This is a genomic window from Sinorhizobium sp. 8-89 (assembly GCF_030124325.1).
Lineage (GTDB): Bacteria > Pseudomonadota > Alphaproteobacteria > Rhizobiales > Rhizobiaceae > Sinorhizobium.
Genome location: NZ_JASKLR010000020.1, coordinates 28,774 through 44,810, shown reverse-complemented (window position 1 = coordinate 44,810; position 16,037 = coordinate 28,774). Strand labels below are relative to the sequence as shown.

15 protein-coding genes and 2 pseudogenes are annotated in these 16,037 nt (G+C 62.4%); 9 read left to right on the top strand and 8 right to left on the bottom strand.

Annotated elements, in window-relative coordinates:
- Positions 1-33: 33 nt before the first annotated feature.
- The 6 genes and pseudogenes from QN219_RS26200 (at position 34) to QN219_RS26175 (ending at position 5,892) form a co-directional block, all read left to right on the top strand.
- Entirely contained in the window at positions 34-2,046 is a 2,013-nt protein-coding gene (locus QN219_RS26200; protein ID WP_284003058.1) for a beta-galactosidase, read from the top strand.
- 199 nt (positions 2,047-2,245) lie between these two features.
- A pseudogene (locus QN219_RS26195) lies at positions 2,246-2,979 on the top strand (GntR family transcriptional regulator).
- Between the two features lie 18 nt (positions 2,980-2,997).
- A complete protein-coding gene (locus QN219_RS26190; protein ID WP_284003056.1) occupies positions 2,998-3,783 on the top strand; it encodes a transporter substrate-binding domain-containing protein in 786 nt (261 codons plus the stop codon).
- 78 nt (positions 3,784-3,861) lie between these two features.
- The gene (locus QN219_RS26185; protein ID WP_284003053.1) at positions 3,862-4,533 is read left to right on the top strand and encodes an amino acid ABC transporter permease; all 672 of its coding nucleotides are present in this window, start codon (positions 3,862-3,864) and stop codon (positions 4,531-4,533) included.
- Complete coding sequence (locus QN219_RS26180; RefSeq protein ID WP_284003052.1) at positions 4,530-5,189, top strand: amino acid ABC transporter permease; 660 nt, start codon at positions 4,530-4,532, stop codon at positions 5,187-5,189. Before QN219_RS26185 ends, QN219_RS26180 begins: the two co-directional genes overlap by 4 nt.
- Positions 5,167-5,892 (top strand): amino acid ABC transporter ATP-binding protein, encoded by a 726-nt coding sequence (locus tag QN219_RS26175; RefSeq protein ID WP_284003050.1) that lies wholly within the window; start codon positions 5,167-5,169, stop codon positions 5,890-5,892. Before QN219_RS26180 ends, QN219_RS26175 begins: the two co-directional genes overlap by 23 nt.
- 49 nt (positions 5,893-5,941) lie before the next feature.
- Here QN219_RS26175 and QN219_RS26170 read toward each other — a convergent pair whose 3' ends face one another.
- The 3 genes from QN219_RS26170 to QN219_RS26160 form a co-directional block, all read right to left on the bottom strand.
- Entirely contained in the window at positions 5,942-6,265 is a 324-nt protein-coding gene (locus QN219_RS26170) for a cupredoxin family copper-binding protein (RefSeq protein WP_284003047.1), read from the bottom strand.
- Positions 6,262-6,786 (bottom strand): DUF4142 domain-containing protein, encoded by a 525-nt coding sequence (locus QN219_RS26165; RefSeq protein WP_284003045.1) that lies wholly within the window; start codon positions 6,784-6,786, stop codon positions 6,262-6,264. The genes QN219_RS26170 and QN219_RS26165 overlap by 4 nt, the downstream gene beginning before the upstream one ends.
- A gap of 136 nt (positions 6,787-6,922) precedes the next feature.
- Positions 6,923-7,606: an RNA polymerase sigma factor gene (locus tag QN219_RS26160; protein WP_284003043.1), complete on the bottom strand. Its 684-nt coding sequence runs from the start codon at positions 7,604-7,606 to the stop codon at positions 6,923-6,925.
- A gap of 510 nt (positions 7,607-8,116) precedes the next feature.
- Here QN219_RS26160 and QN219_RS26155 point away from each other — a divergent pair.
- Positions 8,117-8,404 (top strand): acylphosphatase, encoded by a 288-nt coding sequence (locus QN219_RS26155; protein WP_284003041.1) that lies wholly within the window; start codon positions 8,117-8,119, stop codon positions 8,402-8,404.
- A gap of 40 nt (positions 8,405-8,444) precedes the next feature.
- Here the strand turns inward: QN219_RS26155 and pcaF are convergent, their stop codons facing one another.
- From pcaF to QN219_RS26140, 3 genes are read right to left on the bottom strand one after another with little or no spacing between them, the layout of a single operon-like run.
- Positions 8,445-9,647: a 3-oxoadipyl-CoA thiolase gene (pcaF, locus tag QN219_RS26150; protein WP_284003040.1), complete on the bottom strand. Its 1,203-nt coding sequence runs from the start codon at positions 9,645-9,647 to the stop codon at positions 8,445-8,447.
- Positions 9,647-10,438: a CoA-transferase subunit beta gene (locus QN219_RS26145; RefSeq protein WP_284003038.1), complete on the bottom strand. Its 792-nt coding sequence runs from the start codon at positions 10,436-10,438 to the stop codon at positions 9,647-9,649. The genes pcaF and QN219_RS26145 overlap by 1 nt, the downstream gene beginning before the upstream one ends.
- Before the next feature lie 10 nt (positions 10,439-10,448).
- Complete coding sequence (locus QN219_RS26140; RefSeq protein ID WP_284003036.1) at positions 10,449-11,306, bottom strand: CoA transferase subunit A; 858 nt, start codon at positions 11,304-11,306, stop codon at positions 10,449-10,451.
- Positions 11,307-11,495: 189 nt separating this feature from the next.
- Here QN219_RS26140 and QN219_RS26135 point away from each other — a divergent pair, with 189 nt between their 5' ends.
- On the top strand, positions 11,496-12,251 hold the full coding sequence (locus QN219_RS26135; protein WP_284003034.1) for an IclR family transcriptional regulator: 756 nt from the start codon (positions 11,496-11,498) through the stop codon (positions 12,249-12,251).
- Between the two features lie 78 nt (positions 12,252-12,329).
- On the opposite strand, the gene QN219_RS26130 is transcribed toward QN219_RS26135, so the two are convergent.
- Together QN219_RS26130 and QN219_RS26125 are read right to left on the bottom strand one after the other, a co-directional pair.
- Positions 12,330-12,866 carry an AAA family ATPase gene (locus QN219_RS26130; RefSeq protein WP_284003033.1) on the bottom strand — a complete coding sequence of 179 codons (537 nt, stop codon included), beginning with the start codon at positions 12,864-12,866 and terminating at the stop codon, positions 12,330-12,332.
- 157 nt (positions 12,867-13,023) lie between these two features.
- Positions 13,024-13,845 carry a methyltransferase domain-containing protein gene (locus QN219_RS26125; protein ID WP_284003032.1) on the bottom strand — a complete coding sequence of 274 codons (822 nt, stop codon included), beginning with the start codon at positions 13,843-13,845 and terminating at the stop codon, positions 13,024-13,026.
- 305 nt (positions 13,846-14,150) lie between these two features.
- Between QN219_RS26125 and QN219_RS26120 the strand changes: the two are divergent.
- A pseudogene (locus QN219_RS26120) lies at positions 14,151-15,996 on the top strand (ABC transporter ATP-binding protein).
- Positions 15,997-16,037 lie beyond the last annotated feature (41 nt).

Below are 16,037 nucleotides of genomic sequence, written 5' to 3'. Positions count from 1 at the left end.
AGTCGCCAACTGAAAGTGACAAAGGAACCCACCTTGCATCTGCCGCTGACCAAACCTAACCGTTTCAATCCCGACCTCCCGACCTCCGATATGCTCGAACTCGGCGTCTGTTACTATCCGGAGCAATGGCCGCGCGAGAAATGGGAAGAGGATGCGAGCCGCATGGTGGACCTCGGGCTTGCCTGGGTTCGCATCGGCGAGTTCGCCTGGGGCCGGATCGAGCCGAGGTCCGGCGAGTTCCACTGGCAATGGCTGGACGAGGCGATCGACGTGCTTGGCGGTGCCGGGCTCAAGGTCATTCTCGGCACGCCGACGGCTGCGCCGCCGAAGTGGCTGGTCGACCGTCATCCGGACATCCTGCCGGTCGACGCCCGCGGTGTCGTGCGCAAGTTCGGCGCGCGCCGCCACTACTGCTTCTCAAGCCGCCGGTACCGCCAGGAGGCCGCCCGCATCACGGAGGCGATGGCTGCGCGCTATGGCGAAAGCGCCTATGTGCATGCCTGGCAGACGGACAACGAATACGGCGACCACGACACGATCTACAGCTATTCGGACGAGGCGCTGCGCGCCTTCCGGCTGTGGCTCGCTGAGCGTTACCGAACCATCGAGGAGCTGAACCGCGCCTGGGGTACGTCGTTCTGGGCGATGCACTACAACAGCTTCGACGAGGTGGAACTGCCGAACAATCTCGTCGAGGAGCCGAGCCCGACCCATATCGTCGACTTCATCCGCTTCTCCTCCGATCAGGTGAAGAGCTTCAACAGGGCGCAGGTCGATATCATCCGTACGCATTCGCCAGGCCGTCCGGTGACACATAACTTCATGTCGCAGAATACAGACTTCGACCACTACAAGGTCGGCGAGGACATCGACATTGCCTCCTGGGACGTCTACCCGATGGGCGGGCTCTTGAACGGTCGGCTGGCGGCGGAAGACAAGGTGCACTACCTGCGCGTCGGCGACCCCGATCAGCCGGCGTTCAACCACGACCTCTATCGGGCGGTCGGCCGCGGCCGCGTCTGGGTGATGGAGCAGCAGCCGGGCCCGGTAAACTGGGCGGCGCACAACCAGTCGCCGGCCGACGGCATGGTGCGGCTCTGGACCTGGCTCGCCTATGCCCACGGCGTCGACATGGTGTCCTATTTTCGCTGGCGGCAGGTGCCCTTCGCACAGGAGCAGTTCCACGCGGGCCTGCTGCTGCCGAACAGCGAAGCGGACCAGGGCTATCTGGAAGTCGCGCAGGTGGCCGACGAGATGAAACGGCTGCCGAAGGGCGAGACGCGCGGCAAGGCGAAGGTCGCGATCGTGCTTGACTACAGCTCCCGCTGGGCGACACGCGCACTGCCGCAGGGCAGCAGCTATTCCGGCGCAGCCACGGCGCTCGATTGGTACGCGACGGTGTCACGGCTCGGCGTCGACATCGATTTCATTGGCCCGCATTCCGACGTCGACGGCTATCGGTTGGTGCTGGCGCCCGATCTGATGATTGCCGACGCGGCCTTTGTCGAACGGTTGGCAAGGTCGGGCGCGAAGGTCCTTTTCGGCGCGCGCAGCGGCAGCAAGACCGAGGACATGCACATTCCGGAAGGCCTGCCGCCGGGGCCGCTTTCGAGGCTGATCGATGTCAGTGTCGCCCGGGTCGAGTCGCTGCCGGACTTCCACAAGGAAACCGTCCTCTATGGCAACGAGATCTTTGAGGCCGGCGTCTGGCGCGAAAGCATCAGAACCGTCGAGACGGTGCTCGCCACTTTCGATGGCGAATACCGTAACGGCGCGCCGGCGCTCGTCGGCAACGACAAGGCGCGCTACCTCGCGACCGTCGCGCGCGGCGACTTCCTCCGGAAGGTGATCGGCGACGCGCTCGGCTGGGCCGGGGTGGAAAGCCTGACCGAGCTCGGCGATCTGCGGGTGACACGCCGCGGACGGCTCCGCTTTGCCTTCAATTTCGGCAAGGCGACGGCAGAGGTTCCGGCGGCAGAGACGGCGACGTTCCATGTCGGCGGCCGACGGCTCGCGCCGGTCGATGTGGCGATCTGGACGGAATGAGTGCCGAGCGGGGCGGGCTGGGCCGCCCCGCCTCTTCTCGGCGTTCGCACCGCTTAGTCGCCCATCGGCTACTGATGAAGAGGCGCTCAAATAATCACGCGAAATCCATGGCTGGTTACCAAACGTGCAGGACAGGGCCGCAAGTTGCTGAAAATATTAACGATCTGAAATTGGCACGACGCTTGCTTGCTTGCCTTGTATGCAAGATTTGTCGCCACAACAGACCGCACAGAATGGCATCGACGAGGCCATCGTCTCGTCCATTCTCTCCGCCAGGATCCGTCCCGGTACGCGGCTGAGCGAAACCAGCTCGCCGCGCTCTTCGATGTTTCGCGCACCCGCGTGCGCGAGGCCATGATGCGGCTGGAGGCGCGCGGGATCGTCAATGTCAGCCCGCGGCGTGGCTGGTTCGTGGTGGAGCCCTCCGCCGAGGAGGCGATGACGGTCTACGAGGCGCGGCGCGTCATCGAGGCCGGGCTTCTGCGCACCATGAGCCGCCTGACGGAAACCGGCCGCGCAATCCTCAACGCCCATCTCGCCGAGGAGAAGGCGGCAATTGCCGCCGGTGACCGGCAGCGCCTGACCTGCCTGATGGGCGATTTCCACATCCGCATCGCGGAACTCGCCGGCAATGCCATTCTCGTCGATATCCTGCGCGATCTGACTGCGCGCACGATCCTGATTTCGATGCTCTATCAGTCCGATTTTCACGCCATGCAGTCCCACCTCGGCCATTGCCGTATCGTCGCGGCGATGGAGGAAGGTGAATTCCAGAAGGTGGCAGCACTTTCCGTCGAGCATCTCGACCAGGTGGAGACGGGGCTGGACCTTACAAGACGCCCCGACCCGCTCGCCGATCTCAGACACTCCCTCTCGCTTCCTGCCCAGACCGCCGCTCCGTCTTCGACGGCGTCGCGCAAAGCCAAACCCTAGACAAAGGAGAATGCCGTAATGCTGAAAAGAAGACACTTCGTTGCCATCGCGGCGCTGGCCGCAGCCGTCGGCTTCGCTTCCGTTTCCCACGCCGATGCACTCGGCGACATCACCGAACGCGGCGCGCTGCGCGTCGCCGTTCCACAGGACTTTCCGCCCTTCGGCAGCGTAGGACCGGACATGGCGCCGGTCGGCTACGACATCGATATTGCCAATCTGATCGCCGAGAAATTGGGCGTGAAGGTCGAGCTCATGCCGGTCACCAGCGCCAACCGCATTCCCTATCTGCAGACCAACAAGGTCGATCTGGTGATTTCCAGCCTCGGCAAGAACCCCGAGCGCGAGAAGGTCATCGATTTCTCGACCGCCTACGCGCCGTTCTTCAACGGCGTTTTCGGGCCAGCCGAATTCGCCGTCGCGAAGCCCGAGGAACTCGCCGGCAAGGTGGTCGGTGTCACCCGCGGCGCAGTCGAGGATCTGGAACTGACGAAGGTCGCGCCGACCGACACGATCATCAAGCGCTATGAGGACAACAACGGCACGATCTCCGCCTTCCTTTCCGGGCAGGTCGAAGCTGTCGCGACCGGCAACGTCGTTGCCGCGGCCATACTCGCCAAGAACCCGCCGAAGCGGCCGGAGCTCAAGTTCCTCATCAAGAATTCGCCCTGCTACATCGGCCTCAGCAAGGAACAGCCCGCGCTCCTCGAAAAGGTCAACGGTATCATTGCCGCCGCCAAGGCGGATGGTTCGTTGAACGCCATTTCGCAGAAATGGCTCGGAACCGATTTGCCCACCGATCTCTAATCAGCCGGCCGCCATCCCGCGCGGGAGATTACCGGACGGGATGGCGTCGCCGAATGTTTGCTAAACAGGGGTGCGCCTTTGAATTATCAATTCGAATTCGGCTGGCTCGCCGAATATTATCCGCAGATCGTCAAGGGGATCGGGATCACGGTCGAACTGATCGCGGTCGGCGCCGTTGCCGGCATTTCGCTTGGCATCTTCTGCGCCTGGGTGAGGGCGCTCGGCCCTGCCTGGCTAAAGCCGATCATCGCGCTTTACGTCGAACTGATCCGCAACACGCCGTTCCTCATCCAGATCTTCTTCATCTTCTTCGGGCTCCCTTCGCTCGGTCCGCAGCTCAGTGAACTGCAGGCGGCCAATGTCGCCATGGTCGTCAATCTCGGCGCCTATAGCTGCGAAATCATCAGGGCCGGTATTCAGGCGACGCCGAAGGGCCAGTTCGAGGCGGGCGCCAGCCTCGCCATGACGCGTTTCGAGACCTTTCGCCATGTGGTTCTCGTACCGTCGCTTCAGCGGATCTGGCCGGCGCTCTCCTCGCAGGTCGTCATCGTCATGCTCGGCTCGGCCGTCGTTTCGCAGATCGCCGCGGAAGACCTGACGTTTGCCGCGAATTTCATCCAGTCGAGAACCTTCCGCGCCTTCGAAGCCTATATTGTCTCGACTACCGTCTATCTGGCGCTCGCGGTCCTGCTTCGCCAGGTGCTGGCGATGGTTGGCGGGCTCATCTTTCCGAGGAGGGCGGTGCCATGATCGAGTTCACGATCTGGGACATTTTGCGGAACCTGCTGCTTGCCACCCGCTGGACGATTGTCCTGTCGCTCGTCTCGTTCATCGGCGGCGGTATCGTCGGGCTGGTCCTGCTTTTCCTGCGCGTCAGCAAGCGCCAATGGTCGCGGTCGCTCGCGAAATACTACATCGAGCTGTTCCAGGGCACGCCGCTGCTGATGCAGCTCTTCATCGCCTTCTTCGGCCTTGGTCTCTTCGGCATAGACGTGCCGGCCTGGCTTGCCGCCGGACTGGCCTTGATCTTCTGGTCCGCCGCCTTTCTCGGCGAGATCTGGCGCGGCTGCGTCGAGGCGATCGCCAAGGGCCAATGGGAAGCCGCCGCCAGCCTCGGCATGGGCCGGCTGCAGCAGATGCGCTACGTCATCCTGCCCCAGGCCATGAAAATCGCGGTCCCACCGACAGTCGGGTTCTCCGTTCAGGTCATCAAGGGCACGGCGCTGACCTCGATCATCGGTTTTGTCGAACTGTCGAAGGCCGGCACCGTCGTCACCAACGCCACCTTCCAGCCCTTCACCGTCTACGGCCTCGTCGCCCTCATCTATTTCGCGCTTTGCTGGCCGCTCTCCTGGAGCAGCCAGATCCTCGAAAGGAAGCTCAATGTCGCTCATAGAAATTACTGAGGTCCGCAAAAGCTACGGCGAGAACGAGGTGCTGAAGGGCATCAATCTCGATGTCGAGCCGGGCGAGGTGATCGCTATCATCGGCAAGAGCGGTTCGGGCAAGTCGACGCTCTTACGCTGCATCAACGGCCTCGAGACGATCAGCAAGGGCTCAATCTCCGTTGCGGGCGCTCAGCTTCACGACGATGAAGTGCACCTGAAGGCGCTGCGCCTGAAGATCGGCATGATCTTCCAGCAGTTCAATCTCTTCCCGCATCTGACGGTTGGCGGCAACGTCATGCTGTCGCAGATGGTGGTCAAGAAGACGGCGAAACCGGAGGCGGAGAAGATGGCGCGCAGGATGCTGGAGCGCGTCGGCCTGGAGCAAAAATTCGACGCCTATCCGGACGAGCTCTCTGGCGGACAGCAGCAGCGCGTGGCGATCGCTCGCGCGCTTGCGATGCAACCGATGGCGCTGCTTTGCGACGAGATTACCTCGGCGCTTGATCCGGAACTGGTCGCCGAAGTGCTGGCGGTCGTGCGCGAGCTTGCCGCCGAAGGAATGACGCTGCTCATGGTGACGCACGAAATGAAGTTCGCCCGCGATGTCTGCTCGCGTGTCGTCTTCATGTATCAGGGCCGCGTGCACGAGATCGGACGGCCGGAGGATGTCTTTGCCAATCCGCAGACGCCGGAGCTGAAGCAGTTCCTCGGCTTGCACTGAGCAGGCGATCGGTCGGCGGATACCCGGCCGGTCGCTCTTGCCTGTAGGCTCAAGGGCGCACGATGAGGTGCCCTTTCATATTGGGGTGGTAGCGGCAGATATAGTCGAAGCTGCCTGGCTCCTGCAGTACGAGGCGCCCCGATTTTTTCGCAGGGAGGAGCACTTCCGCGCCTCCCTGCACGGTAGCGGTGTGAACGAGCGCATCCCTGTTGATCCACTCGATTTCATCGCCCACCTTCGCCTCGATCTCCGCGGGCGCGTAGGCGAGGCGGTCGATCGTGACCTGAACGGTTTCTGCCTGTGCGGGAACGGCGATGGCCGCCGCGCCCAAGAACAGCGCCAGAAAAGCGCGTCTCGCAGGGTTCGCGCTCATTTCAGCTCCGTCGCGACGTGTTCGGCGTGCTGCTGATGGCCCTGGAAGAGCTTGAGCCCGGTCTCGAGCAGAGACTTGAGCTCGGCATTTTGCGCAGACGGGATCAGCAGAGTTTCCAGTGCGCCGTTGACCTGCTTGTGGTAGGCGATCTCATTCTCGACATAGGCCCTGTCGAAGTCCGCCCCCGTCAGCTTCGCCAGTTCCTCGCGCTTGGTTTCGGCCGCCTGCGACAGAGCTTTGCTGGTGTCGTTGTCTTCCGGCGCAACGTTGAGCTTCTTGACGAGATCGAGCGCCTGCTTGTTCACAGACTCGTGGTCGCGCACCATGCTCTCGGCGAATTCGACGACGGTCTTGTTTTTCGACGTTGCAATGGCCTGTTTCGCCGCTTCAACATCGATCACACCTGCGGTGTAGGCGATATGCGCGATCTGTTGATCCGTCGGCTTGTCGGCGGCGAGCGCCCAATTACTCCCGAGCAACAGGGCGATTGCAGCGGCTGCGGTGGCTAAGCGTATGGTCATCGGATGTCCCTTTCCAGCAATTCAGAGTCCTACAGCGTCCTTTGCGCGTCTGATAAGACGCGCGGCGCTGTAGAAGATCAAAGCGTGATGTCCAATTGACGTGCTTTGGATGCTTCGCGGGTCGAAACGTTCCCGATTATCCGCCGCCGGTCCCTGGATCAGGGCGCGAGATGCGAGCGAGGACCGCCTCCGTTAGGCGCTCGCAGCGTTTGCCCGCGAAGGGAAAGGCGTCCATTAGGACGGGGCCGATCTGGCGCTCCAACCGTTCCTTCAGCAGGTGTCGAGCCCGATGAAGCCGCGTCCGGACGGTCTCGGGGCGGAGCGCCAGCAGACCGGCGGTCTCTTCGTTGCTGAGGCCCTCGATCACGCGCATGACGAAGACCGTGCGGTAGATGTCCGGGAGCTGGTCGGTCGCCTTTTCGACCAGGTCGAGAATTTGTCTCTGTGCCATCGTCTTTTCCGGGTCGTCGGCGTTTGCGTTGAGTGGGAAGGCGATGATCTCCGCCTGATGGGCTTGCGACATGTCTTCGGTGAGCCGTTTCCTGCGCCGACTTTGGCGCAGTCGGCCCAAGGCCTCGTTGATCACGATGCGCGACAGCCATGTGGTAATCGCCGAGTCGCCGCGGAACTCGGAAAAATGCGTGAAGGCGCGGACATAGGCTTCCTGGAGAACGTCCTCCGCATCGCTGTTGTTCTGCACGATGCTCCGCGCGATGCGATAGAGTTTCCGGTTGTGCGTCTGCATGATCGCGCGGAAGGCGTCGATGTCACGCGACGGCATCTCTCGTTTTCGGGAAGGGACTGCTTCGGCGATGGGCATGGCGTGGCTCCTTGTCGCACATTGGATGCCGGACCCGCTCAAACGTTCCCAAATGTGCAGGTGACTGCCATTCTATCGCGATCGCCTCAACGCTTCGACCCTACACGCCGCGCGTCTTATCAGACGCGCAAAGAACGCTGCAGCACTTCGAATCGCTGCATGTTTTGTCCTTAAATCGGTGTGCAAAAGCCTTCAAAAGAGAAAGCCCGGCGCGGGAGGAGTTGCGCCGGGCTTTCGATCCTGATCGGCAACTGGGAGGAGGAGGGTTGCCGATCCCACGATAGAGCCGGGAGGAGGAAGACTCTATCGATAAGTCATACAATAATGCTGCGATGCAACATCTTCAAGTCCGACGTGGTAAATTTCTACGCAATCGAGATATGGAATTGCAACAGTGTCGGCTGATCGTGCGCGGATGCCTGGTGCGTGCAACCGCTCGCCGAGCGATGCGCTTGCATTCGCCGCTGTCTGCGCCAGATCTAGAGGATCCCCAAGACGAAGGAGGCAGCCATGGCGGAGGATCATCGCAAGGCCGCTCTGGTGCGGATCACCGGAAGAGTGCAGGGCGTCGCCTTCCGCGTCCGGACCCGCGACGAAGCGGCGCGGCTCGGCCTGGCGGGTTGGGTCCGCAACGAACGCGACGGCTCAGTCACCGCTCTGATCGCCGGACCCGAGGCGGCGATCTCGATGATGTTGAGCCGGTTCTGGAAAGGCCCGCCGGCAGCACGGGTCTCGAACGTCAAGAGCGAAGATGCCTCCTCCGTGCACGCGCCCGTGGGATTTCACATCACCGATTGACACGACGGTCGGTAGATACTGGTGTCGCGCCGGTGCGGGGTCATACCCGCTCCAGCGCCACCGCGATGCCCTGGCCGACGCCGATGCACATGGTCGAGAGCGAATAGCGCCCGCCGGTCTCGGCGAGTTCCAATGCCGCCGTGCCGGTGATGCGTGCGCCCGACATGCCTAGCGGATGGCCGAGCGCGATCGCGCCGCCGTTGCGGTTGACGCGGGCGTCATCGTCGGCGATGCCGAGTTCACGCAGCACGGCCAGTCCCTGGCTTGCGAAGGCCTCGTTGAGTTCGATCACGTCGAACTGCTCCTGCCTCATGCCGAGCCGCGCCATAAGCTTGCGGGAGGCGGGGATCGGGCCGATGCCCATCACCCGCGGCGGCACGGCCGCGGAGGCGCCGCCGAGGATGCGGGCGATCGGCGTCAATCCATGCTTCCAGGCGGCTTCCTCCGAGGCGATGATGAGCGCCGCCGCACCGTCGTTAACGCCCGAGGCATTGCCGGCGGTGACGGTGCCGCCTTCGCGGAAGGGTGCCTTGAGCTTGGCAAGCGCTTCCATCGTCGTCGCCCGGGGGTGCTCGTCCCTATCGACAACGACGGGCTCGCCCTTCTTCTGCGGAATTGTGACCGAGACGATCTCCTTGGCAAGGCGGCCGTTCGCCTGCGCCGCGGCCGCCTTGGCCTGGCTGCGGACGGCGAAGGCATCCTGGTCGTCACGGGAAACGCGATAGTCCTCGGCGACGTTCTCGCCGGTCTCCGGCATGGAATCGACGCCGTATTGCCTCTTCATCAAGGGGTTGACGAAGCGCCAGCCGATGGTGGTGTCGTGGATCTCGGCATGCCGCGAGAAGGCGCCTTCGGCTTTCGGCAAAACGAAGGGCGCGCGCGACATGGATTCGACCCCGCCGGCGATCATCAGTTCGGCTTCGCCCGACTTGACCGCGCGCGCAGCGGTAATGACAGCGTCCATGCCCGAGCCGCAAAGCCGGTTGATCGTCGTGCCGGGAACGGAAAGCGGAAATCCGGCGAGCAGCAGCGACATGCGTGCGACGTTGCGGTTGTCCTCGCCTGCCTGGTTGGCGCAGCCGAAGATCACGTCGTCGACGGCTTCCCAATCCACCGAAGCATTGCGCTCCAGGAGACTTTTGAGCGGGATCGCGCCAAGATCGTCGGCCCGCACGGAGGACAGCGAGCCGCCGAACCGGCCGATCGGCGTGCGGATATAGTCGCAGATGAAAACGTCGCGCATCAGGCGGCCTCCTTGCCCGTCTCGGTGCCCTGATGGGCCTTCTTGGTGCGGGCGTTGATGTCGCGCAGCACCGCAAGTTCTGTCTCCGACGGCACCGGCGTCTCGATGACGGCATCGGCGAACTTGATCGCCCAGCCGCAGTTTTCGACGATCTTGTCGCGCGTGACGCCGTGATGAATCGAGACGACGGTCAGTTCCTTCGTCTCGGGATCGGGCTCGAGGATGCAAAGGTCGGTGATGACGCGGGTCGGCCCTTTCGTCTTCATGCCGAGCCGTTCGCGGTGGTCGCCACCTTCGCCATGGCCCATCGAGGTGACGAAGGGCAGCTTCTCGACGAAGCCGCGCTTCGAGAGAGCCATGGTGATGAAGATGCGGCCGCAATTGGAGGCGATCTCCGGCGCGCCGCCACCACCCGGCAGGCGGACCTTCGGGTGGTCGTAGGGGCCGACGACCGTGGTGTTGAGGTTGGCGAAGCGGTCGATCTGCGCGCCGCCGAGAAAGCCGGTGGTGATGCGCCCGCCCTGCAGCCAGTAGCGGAACATTTCCGGGACCGAGACGGTGAAGAGCGCGGTGTCGCAAAGCTCGCCGTCGCCGATCGACAGCGGCAGCACGTCCGGCTTGGTGCCGACGGTGCCGCTCTCGTAGATCAGCGTGATGTCCGGCGCATGCGTCAGCCGGGCGATGTTGCAGGCAGCCGAGGGCGCGCCGATGCCGACGAAGCAGACATCGTCGTTGGAAAGTTCGCGCGACGCGGCGATCGTCATCATTTCCGTGGGTGTGAAATCCGTCATCGTGTCCTCCTCACGCGGCCTTTGCCGACTTTACGGCGTGTCTGGCGAAATCCTCGGGCCTTGCGTCGAGCACGTTCTCCTTGATCCACGCGGTAAACGCTTCGCGGTCGCGGGCGATCTCGTCCCAGGCGATGTAGAAGGCGTTGGAGCGCGGGTAATAGCCATGCGCATAGGACGGGAAGGCGCCGCCCGGCACGTGGGCGACTGCCGTCACCGCCCAGGTCGGCAGCACGACCGAATTGGGGGAAGGCGGGACAAGCTCGTCGACGATCTCCTCGACGGTCACGATCGAGCGCCTGGCGGCAAGCACCGCTTCCTTCTGCACGCCGACAATGCCTTCGAGGAGCACGTTGCCCTTCCGATCGGCACGCTGGGCATGGATGATCGTCACGTCCGGGCGGATCGCCGGCACGGCGGCAAGCACTTCGCCGGTGAAGGGGCAGGTAACGGTCTTGATGTTCGGGTTCACCTTCGGAAGGTCGGCGCCGATATAACCTCTGAGCATCGCGAAGGGCAGGTTTGCGGCGCCTGCTTCATAGGCGTTGGCCATGGCCGCATGGGAATGTTCCTCGATTTCGAGCGGCCGCGGCCATTGATTTTCGACCGCGTCGCGGAAGCGATGCAGCGAGCCGACGCCCGGATTGCCGCCCCAGGAGAATTTCATGCTCCGTGCAGCGCCGACGCCGATCAGCTGGTCGTAGAGGATGTCCGGCGTCATGCGGACGAGGAAGAGATCCTTCCTGCCCTGGCGGATTACCTCGTGCCCGGCGGCGTAGGGGATGAGATGGGTGAAACCTTCCATGGCGATGGTATCGCCATCCTTCACGTTTTCGGCGACCGCCTCGGCGAGCGACAATATGCGAGCCATTCTGGCCCTCCTCCGTTGATGTTGCCGACCTGGGATGCTCCTCGGAGGGCCAGGGGTCCGCGAGGCTTTCGTCGTCGGCGATGGCGCAAATAAGCGCTCGTTTCGGCCGCTCGTCAAACATTTTGTGCGATAGTTGACTTTAGTTCATATATCGCACAAAATGGGTTGTATGAATGAGGTGAGCGAATCATGCGGGAAACGGATTTCGTCAGCGGCTTTGCGCGCGGGCTGAAGGTCATCGAGGCGTTCGGAGAGGCGCGGCCGCGCCTGACGATTGCAGAGGCTGCGAAGATCACCGAGCTTGACCGCGCCACGGTGCGGCGCTCGCTGCTCACGCTTTCCGAACTCGGCTATGCCGACTACGACGGCAAGTTTTTCACGCTGACCCCGAAAATCATGCGGCTCGGCCACGCCTATCTGTCGGCGACACCTTTGCCGGCACTCGTCCAGCCCTATCTCGACCAGCTTTCGGAAAAGGCGGGCCAGAGCGCGTCGGCCTCCGTGCTCGACGGCACGGAGGTCGTCTATGTGGCGCGCGCCTCGCAGCGCCGGGTGATGTCGATCAACCTGATGCCGGGGTCGCGCCTTCCCGCCTATTGCGCCTCGATGGGCCGCGTGCTGCTCGCCGCACTTCCTGAAACGGAAGCGCGCGAGATCCTGAAACGCACCGAGCTAAGGGCCAACACGCCACGCACGAAGACCGATCCGGAAGATTTGATCGAGGAACTGCGCCGGGTTCGCGCGCAGGGCTACGCGGTCATCGACCAGGAGCTCGAGCTCGGACTTTGCTCGATCGCGGTGCCTTTGATGAACGCGCGCGGGCAGGTGGTCGCGGCGCTCAATATCGGTGCTCCGGCCGCCCATGTTGCAGCCTCTGAACTCGCAGAACGTTACCTGCCCTTGCTCAAGGAGACGCAAGGTGCATTGCGGCCGCTTGTGCAATAGGCGCGACCGAGAAAACTGACGCCTCGTACACGCCTCGGCTTCAGCTTTGGGTGGAGGGCGGAGATTCCTTGTCGTTGTTCAGACTTCCCCCATTTGCATGAGCACGTCCTGAACCAGGGCCTCCGGAGATTTCTTGGCCGTATCAATCATTACGCGATCCATGGACCACGGCTCATATTCGGCGCGACGTTCTTGCACACGCTCCCACGGTATGTCAGGCATGCCTGTAATGCCGCGAACCCGGTTTTCAATTCTCTTGCGATGAACACCCTCATCGGAACAGTAGGCTTCAACGAAAATCAGCTTGCTCTTTTGACGTTCCGATAATCGGACCCATGTCGCTCTCGCAGCTTCCACAGGGTTCACAGCATCCACAATGACAGTTAAACCGACCTTCAGGTTCTCTTCCGCCACAGCTGCCGCAACTTCATAAGCAGCTATTCCCGTCATATGCTTGGGAATATCAGATCGCCACATTGCAGCCTCTATCGGATCAACAGAGAGAATGGGCGCGCCAATCGTCCTGGCAAGCCCTTCAGCGATGATGCTTTTCCCTGAACCTGGCAGTCCTGCTGTAACAATCAGTCGAGTTCGGCGCACAGTTCTCTCCCCCATGGATTCATCCAAGATATGCGACGTATTTGAATGTTGCATATGGCTGCTTAGGGCCGAAGGCGTGACTAGCCGATGTCGAGCACACTGGTTAGCGACGTTTGAGTTCCTCTGATGACGAAAGCTGCGGCGTCCGAGTCGCTAAAAGGGTTGGTCGGCATCAAAGGTTAGCCAATCGCCGATCAACTTGGACATTCTGGCAGTTAGCACTTGAGAACCAAAGGTCTTTGTAGATTGCAATGGCCGTCTCGTCTGGCGAGCGATCCCGCGTCAGCCAGACCGAGCGTATCGACCAGGCCTCGGCCGAAGTTGGAAACTTGCTGCATTCGGCGCTATCCGATGCACCGACGCAGGGAACGAACCAAGCTGGCATTAGTGGCCGCGCTTCGTAGCCTGCGGCTGTCCGAGTGATCAGGACTGCAAGACCGGTCCTCTTGTTTGCCTGCCAAGGAAAGATCATACGGCCTCCTGGGAGCAGTGCTTCGAGCCAGTGCGCTGGAAGCGCGACGACGCCGGCACTCACATAGACGAGATTGGCGCTCCGCATGGGCAAAGCCGTCGCGTCATCATTGGTGAGCGCAACACCCTCAAACGGCTCGAGGTTTTCCCGCGCGCGATCGGCTAGGCGCCGGTCGATCTCAAAAGCGTGAACATGCCCGTTTTGCAGCACCAGCAACGCTAGCAGCGCGGTATAGTAGCCTGTTCCCGCCCCGACATGGATTACCACATCACCGGACTTCGGGGCCGCCGCGCCAATCAAGGCTGCGTGGAGGAACGGTTCGCCGTTGTTGATGCCCTTCGTGACATCCAGTGCGACAAGGACATTCTGATAGACGTAGCAGGGATCGGCGCTGGGCGTCTCTATGTAGCGTCGATTGACTTTGATCTGCCACGGCCCGGGACCCAGGAACGCCTCGCGCGGGACAAGCTCAAAAATCCGCTCAAGCCGTTCATCTGCTGAGTTACTGGCAACCGCCATCATCCTCGCGTGGAATGCGCGTATCTCATCCAGGCTGGCACGGCGATTTGTAGTCATTACCTCCCTCCGTCCGCGGCAAGATATTTTCGGCCGGCCGCCCACTCCCGTTGGTGACATAGGCTATAGCAGACAGCCCTCAGATGAGAAGCTAAGATCTTCTGTCATCAGGAGTTGCATTGCGCCCGTTCCGTTGCATTCTGTCCGGATCGGCGCCGCTGATGCACCGATATATTCAAATCCCGATTTCTCGCGGCCGATAGGATCCGTGTCTAATCGCAACGATCCCTTCGCCCTTAGCCGGAGCCGTCATGTCGTTTTCGGATCTCATCTATCGTCCCTTCGAGACGCTCATTCGTCCGCTCGACATTCCTTACGCGCCGCTGCCGTCACGCGGGCCTTTCGCGCTGCTCGTGCATTTCGCTTCGATGTTCCGCGGCGTGCTCGCGGCCGTCGCCATCCTCATGATTGCCATCGAAGGCATCAATCTCGCGACGATCTGGGGGATTTCCTTCGTCGTCGACGGGGTGACCGCCAAGGGCGCAGCTGCTTTCCTCGACGGGAATTGGCCGACGCTAGCCGTCCTCGGCGTGCTGATTTTCCCGGTGCTGCCGCTGCTGATCTTCCTCGGCAACACGCTGAACTCGCAGACCGTGGACGTATGTATGCCGGCCGCGATGCAATGGCAGGGCCACAGGGCGGTGGAGCGCCAGGACCTCGCCTTCTTCCACGATCTTTTCGCTGGCCAGGTGGCGACGCGCATTTCCCAGGTCGCGTCCGCCGTGCAGCAGCAGATTGTCGTGGCCTTCTACCAGGTGCCGCTCTTCCTGGTACAGTTTGTCGGCTCGCTCGTTTTGCTCAGCGCGCTCTCCTGGCCGCTGGCGCTCCCGGTTTTCGTCTGGATTGCTGCCAACATCGCGCTTGCGGTGGCGGCGGTGCCACATTTTTCCTGCGTTCGCGCAGGACCGCCCGCGCGCGCAGCCTCGTCGTCGGCGCCATGACCGATCTCTACAGCAACATCCAGATGGTGAAGCTGTTCGCGGCAGAAGACAGCGAAGCGGGCGCGATGCGCAAGATCATGGAGAACGCCGTCGAGAGCCAACAGCGCGAAAGGCGGATCCACTTGACGACCGACACGTGCGTCATCCTGATCAATACGGTCCTCACACTCGCTATTTCCATCATCGGCTTCTGGGGGCTTGTGGGTGGTTTCGTCACCATCGGCAGTTCGTCGCCTCGATCGCTATCGTGCTGCGGCTCAACGCCAACTCCCGTGCCTTCCTGCAGATGGGACAGCAGATTTTCCAGGCGGTGGGAACGATCCGCGACGCCATGCCCGTCGTGACTACGCCGCCGACTATCATCGACATGCCGGACGCCAGGTCGCTCACGGTGACAGCCGGAGAGGTCGAGTTCAGGAACGTGCAGTTTGAGTACCGGCAGGGACAGGGGGTGATCGAAGGCCTGTCGCTCACCGTGCGTGCCGGCGAGAAGGTGGGGCTTGTGGGTCTCTCAGGCGCCGGCAAGTCGACCCTGGTCAGCCTGCTCCTCCGCTTCTTCGACCTGAAGGGCGGCGCGATCTCCATAGACGGGCAGGATATACGGAGCGTCACGCAGGCGAGCCTGCGTGAGAGCATCGGCGTGGTCACCCAGGACGTGTCGCTGCTGCATCGCTCGGTCGGCGACAATATCCGCTACGGTCGGCCAAGCTCCTCGCGAGAAGAGGTGGAACATGCCGCGAGGCTGGCCGAAGCGGACGGCTTCATCGCCAACCTCAAGGACAGCGGTTACGACGCCTTCATCGGTGACCGCGGCGTAAAACTGTCCGGAGGCCAGCGCCAGCGCGTCGCTATCGCCCGCGTCCTGCTTAAGGACGCGCCCATTCTCGTGCTCGACGAGGCGACGTCAGCATTGGATAGCGAAGCCGAGGCCGCGGTCCAGGACAAGCTCGCCCTGCTGATGGAGGGAAAGACGGTGATCGCCATCGCGCATCGCCTCTCCACCATTGCCAGCATGGACCGGATCGTCGTGCTCGATAAAGGCCGCATCATCGAGGAAGGAACGCCCTCGGTGCTGCTCGAACGAGACGGGCTCTACGCGCGGCTATGGAAGCGGCAGACGGGTGGCTACATTGCCGATACGGTCGAGACGACGTGAACCGGCTCTGAGGCCGCCTCAATTCCATGCCGCCAGGGATA

Excerpts from the sequence above, each read along its gene's own strand:
- QN219_RS26190 (WP_284003056.1), top strand. The coding sequence starts at position 2,998 with ATGCTGAAAAGAAGACACTTCGTTGCCATCGCGGCGCTGGCCGCAGCC.
- QN219_RS26180 (WP_284003052.1), top strand. The coding sequence starts at position 4,530 with ATGATCGAGTTCACGATCTGGGACATTTTGCGGAACCTGCTGCTTGCC.
- QN219_RS26175 (WP_284003050.1), top strand. The coding sequence starts at position 5,167 with ATGTCGCTCATAGAAATTACTGAGGTCCGCAAAAGCTACGGCGAGAAC.
- QN219_RS26170 (WP_284003047.1), bottom strand. The coding sequence starts at position 6,265 with ATGAGCGCGAACCCTGCGAGACGCGCTTTTCTGGCGCTGTTCTTGGGC.
- QN219_RS26165 (WP_284003045.1), bottom strand. The coding sequence starts at position 6,786 with ATGACCATACGCTTAGCCACCGCAGCCGCTGCAATCGCCCTGTTGCTC.
- QN219_RS26160 (WP_284003043.1), bottom strand. The coding sequence starts at position 7,606 with ATGCCCATCGCCGAAGCAGTCCCTTCCCGAAAACGAGAGATGCCGTCG.
- QN219_RS26155 (WP_284003041.1), top strand. The coding sequence starts at position 8,117 with ATGGCGGAGGATCATCGCAAGGCCGCTCTGGTGCGGATCACCGGAAGA.
- pcaF (WP_284003040.1), bottom strand. The coding sequence starts at position 9,647 with ATGCGCGACGTTTTCATCTGCGACTATATCCGCACGCCGATCGGCCGG.
- QN219_RS26145 (WP_284003038.1), bottom strand. The coding sequence starts at position 10,438 with ATGACGGATTTCACACCCACGGAAATGATGACGATCGCCGCGTCGCGC.
- QN219_RS26140 (WP_284003036.1), bottom strand. The coding sequence starts at position 11,306 with ATGGCTCGCATATTGTCGCTCGCCGAGGCGGTCGCCGAAAACGTGAAG.
- QN219_RS26135 (WP_284003034.1), top strand. The coding sequence starts at position 11,496 with ATGCGGGAAACGGATTTCGTCAGCGGCTTTGCGCGCGGGCTGAAGGTC.
- QN219_RS26130 (WP_284003033.1), bottom strand. The coding sequence starts at position 12,866 with ATGGGGGAGAGAACTGTGCGCCGAACTCGACTGATTGTTACAGCAGGA.
- QN219_RS26125 (WP_284003032.1), bottom strand. The coding sequence starts at position 13,845 with ATGATGGCGGTTGCCAGTAACTCAGCAGATGAACGGCTTGAGCGGATT.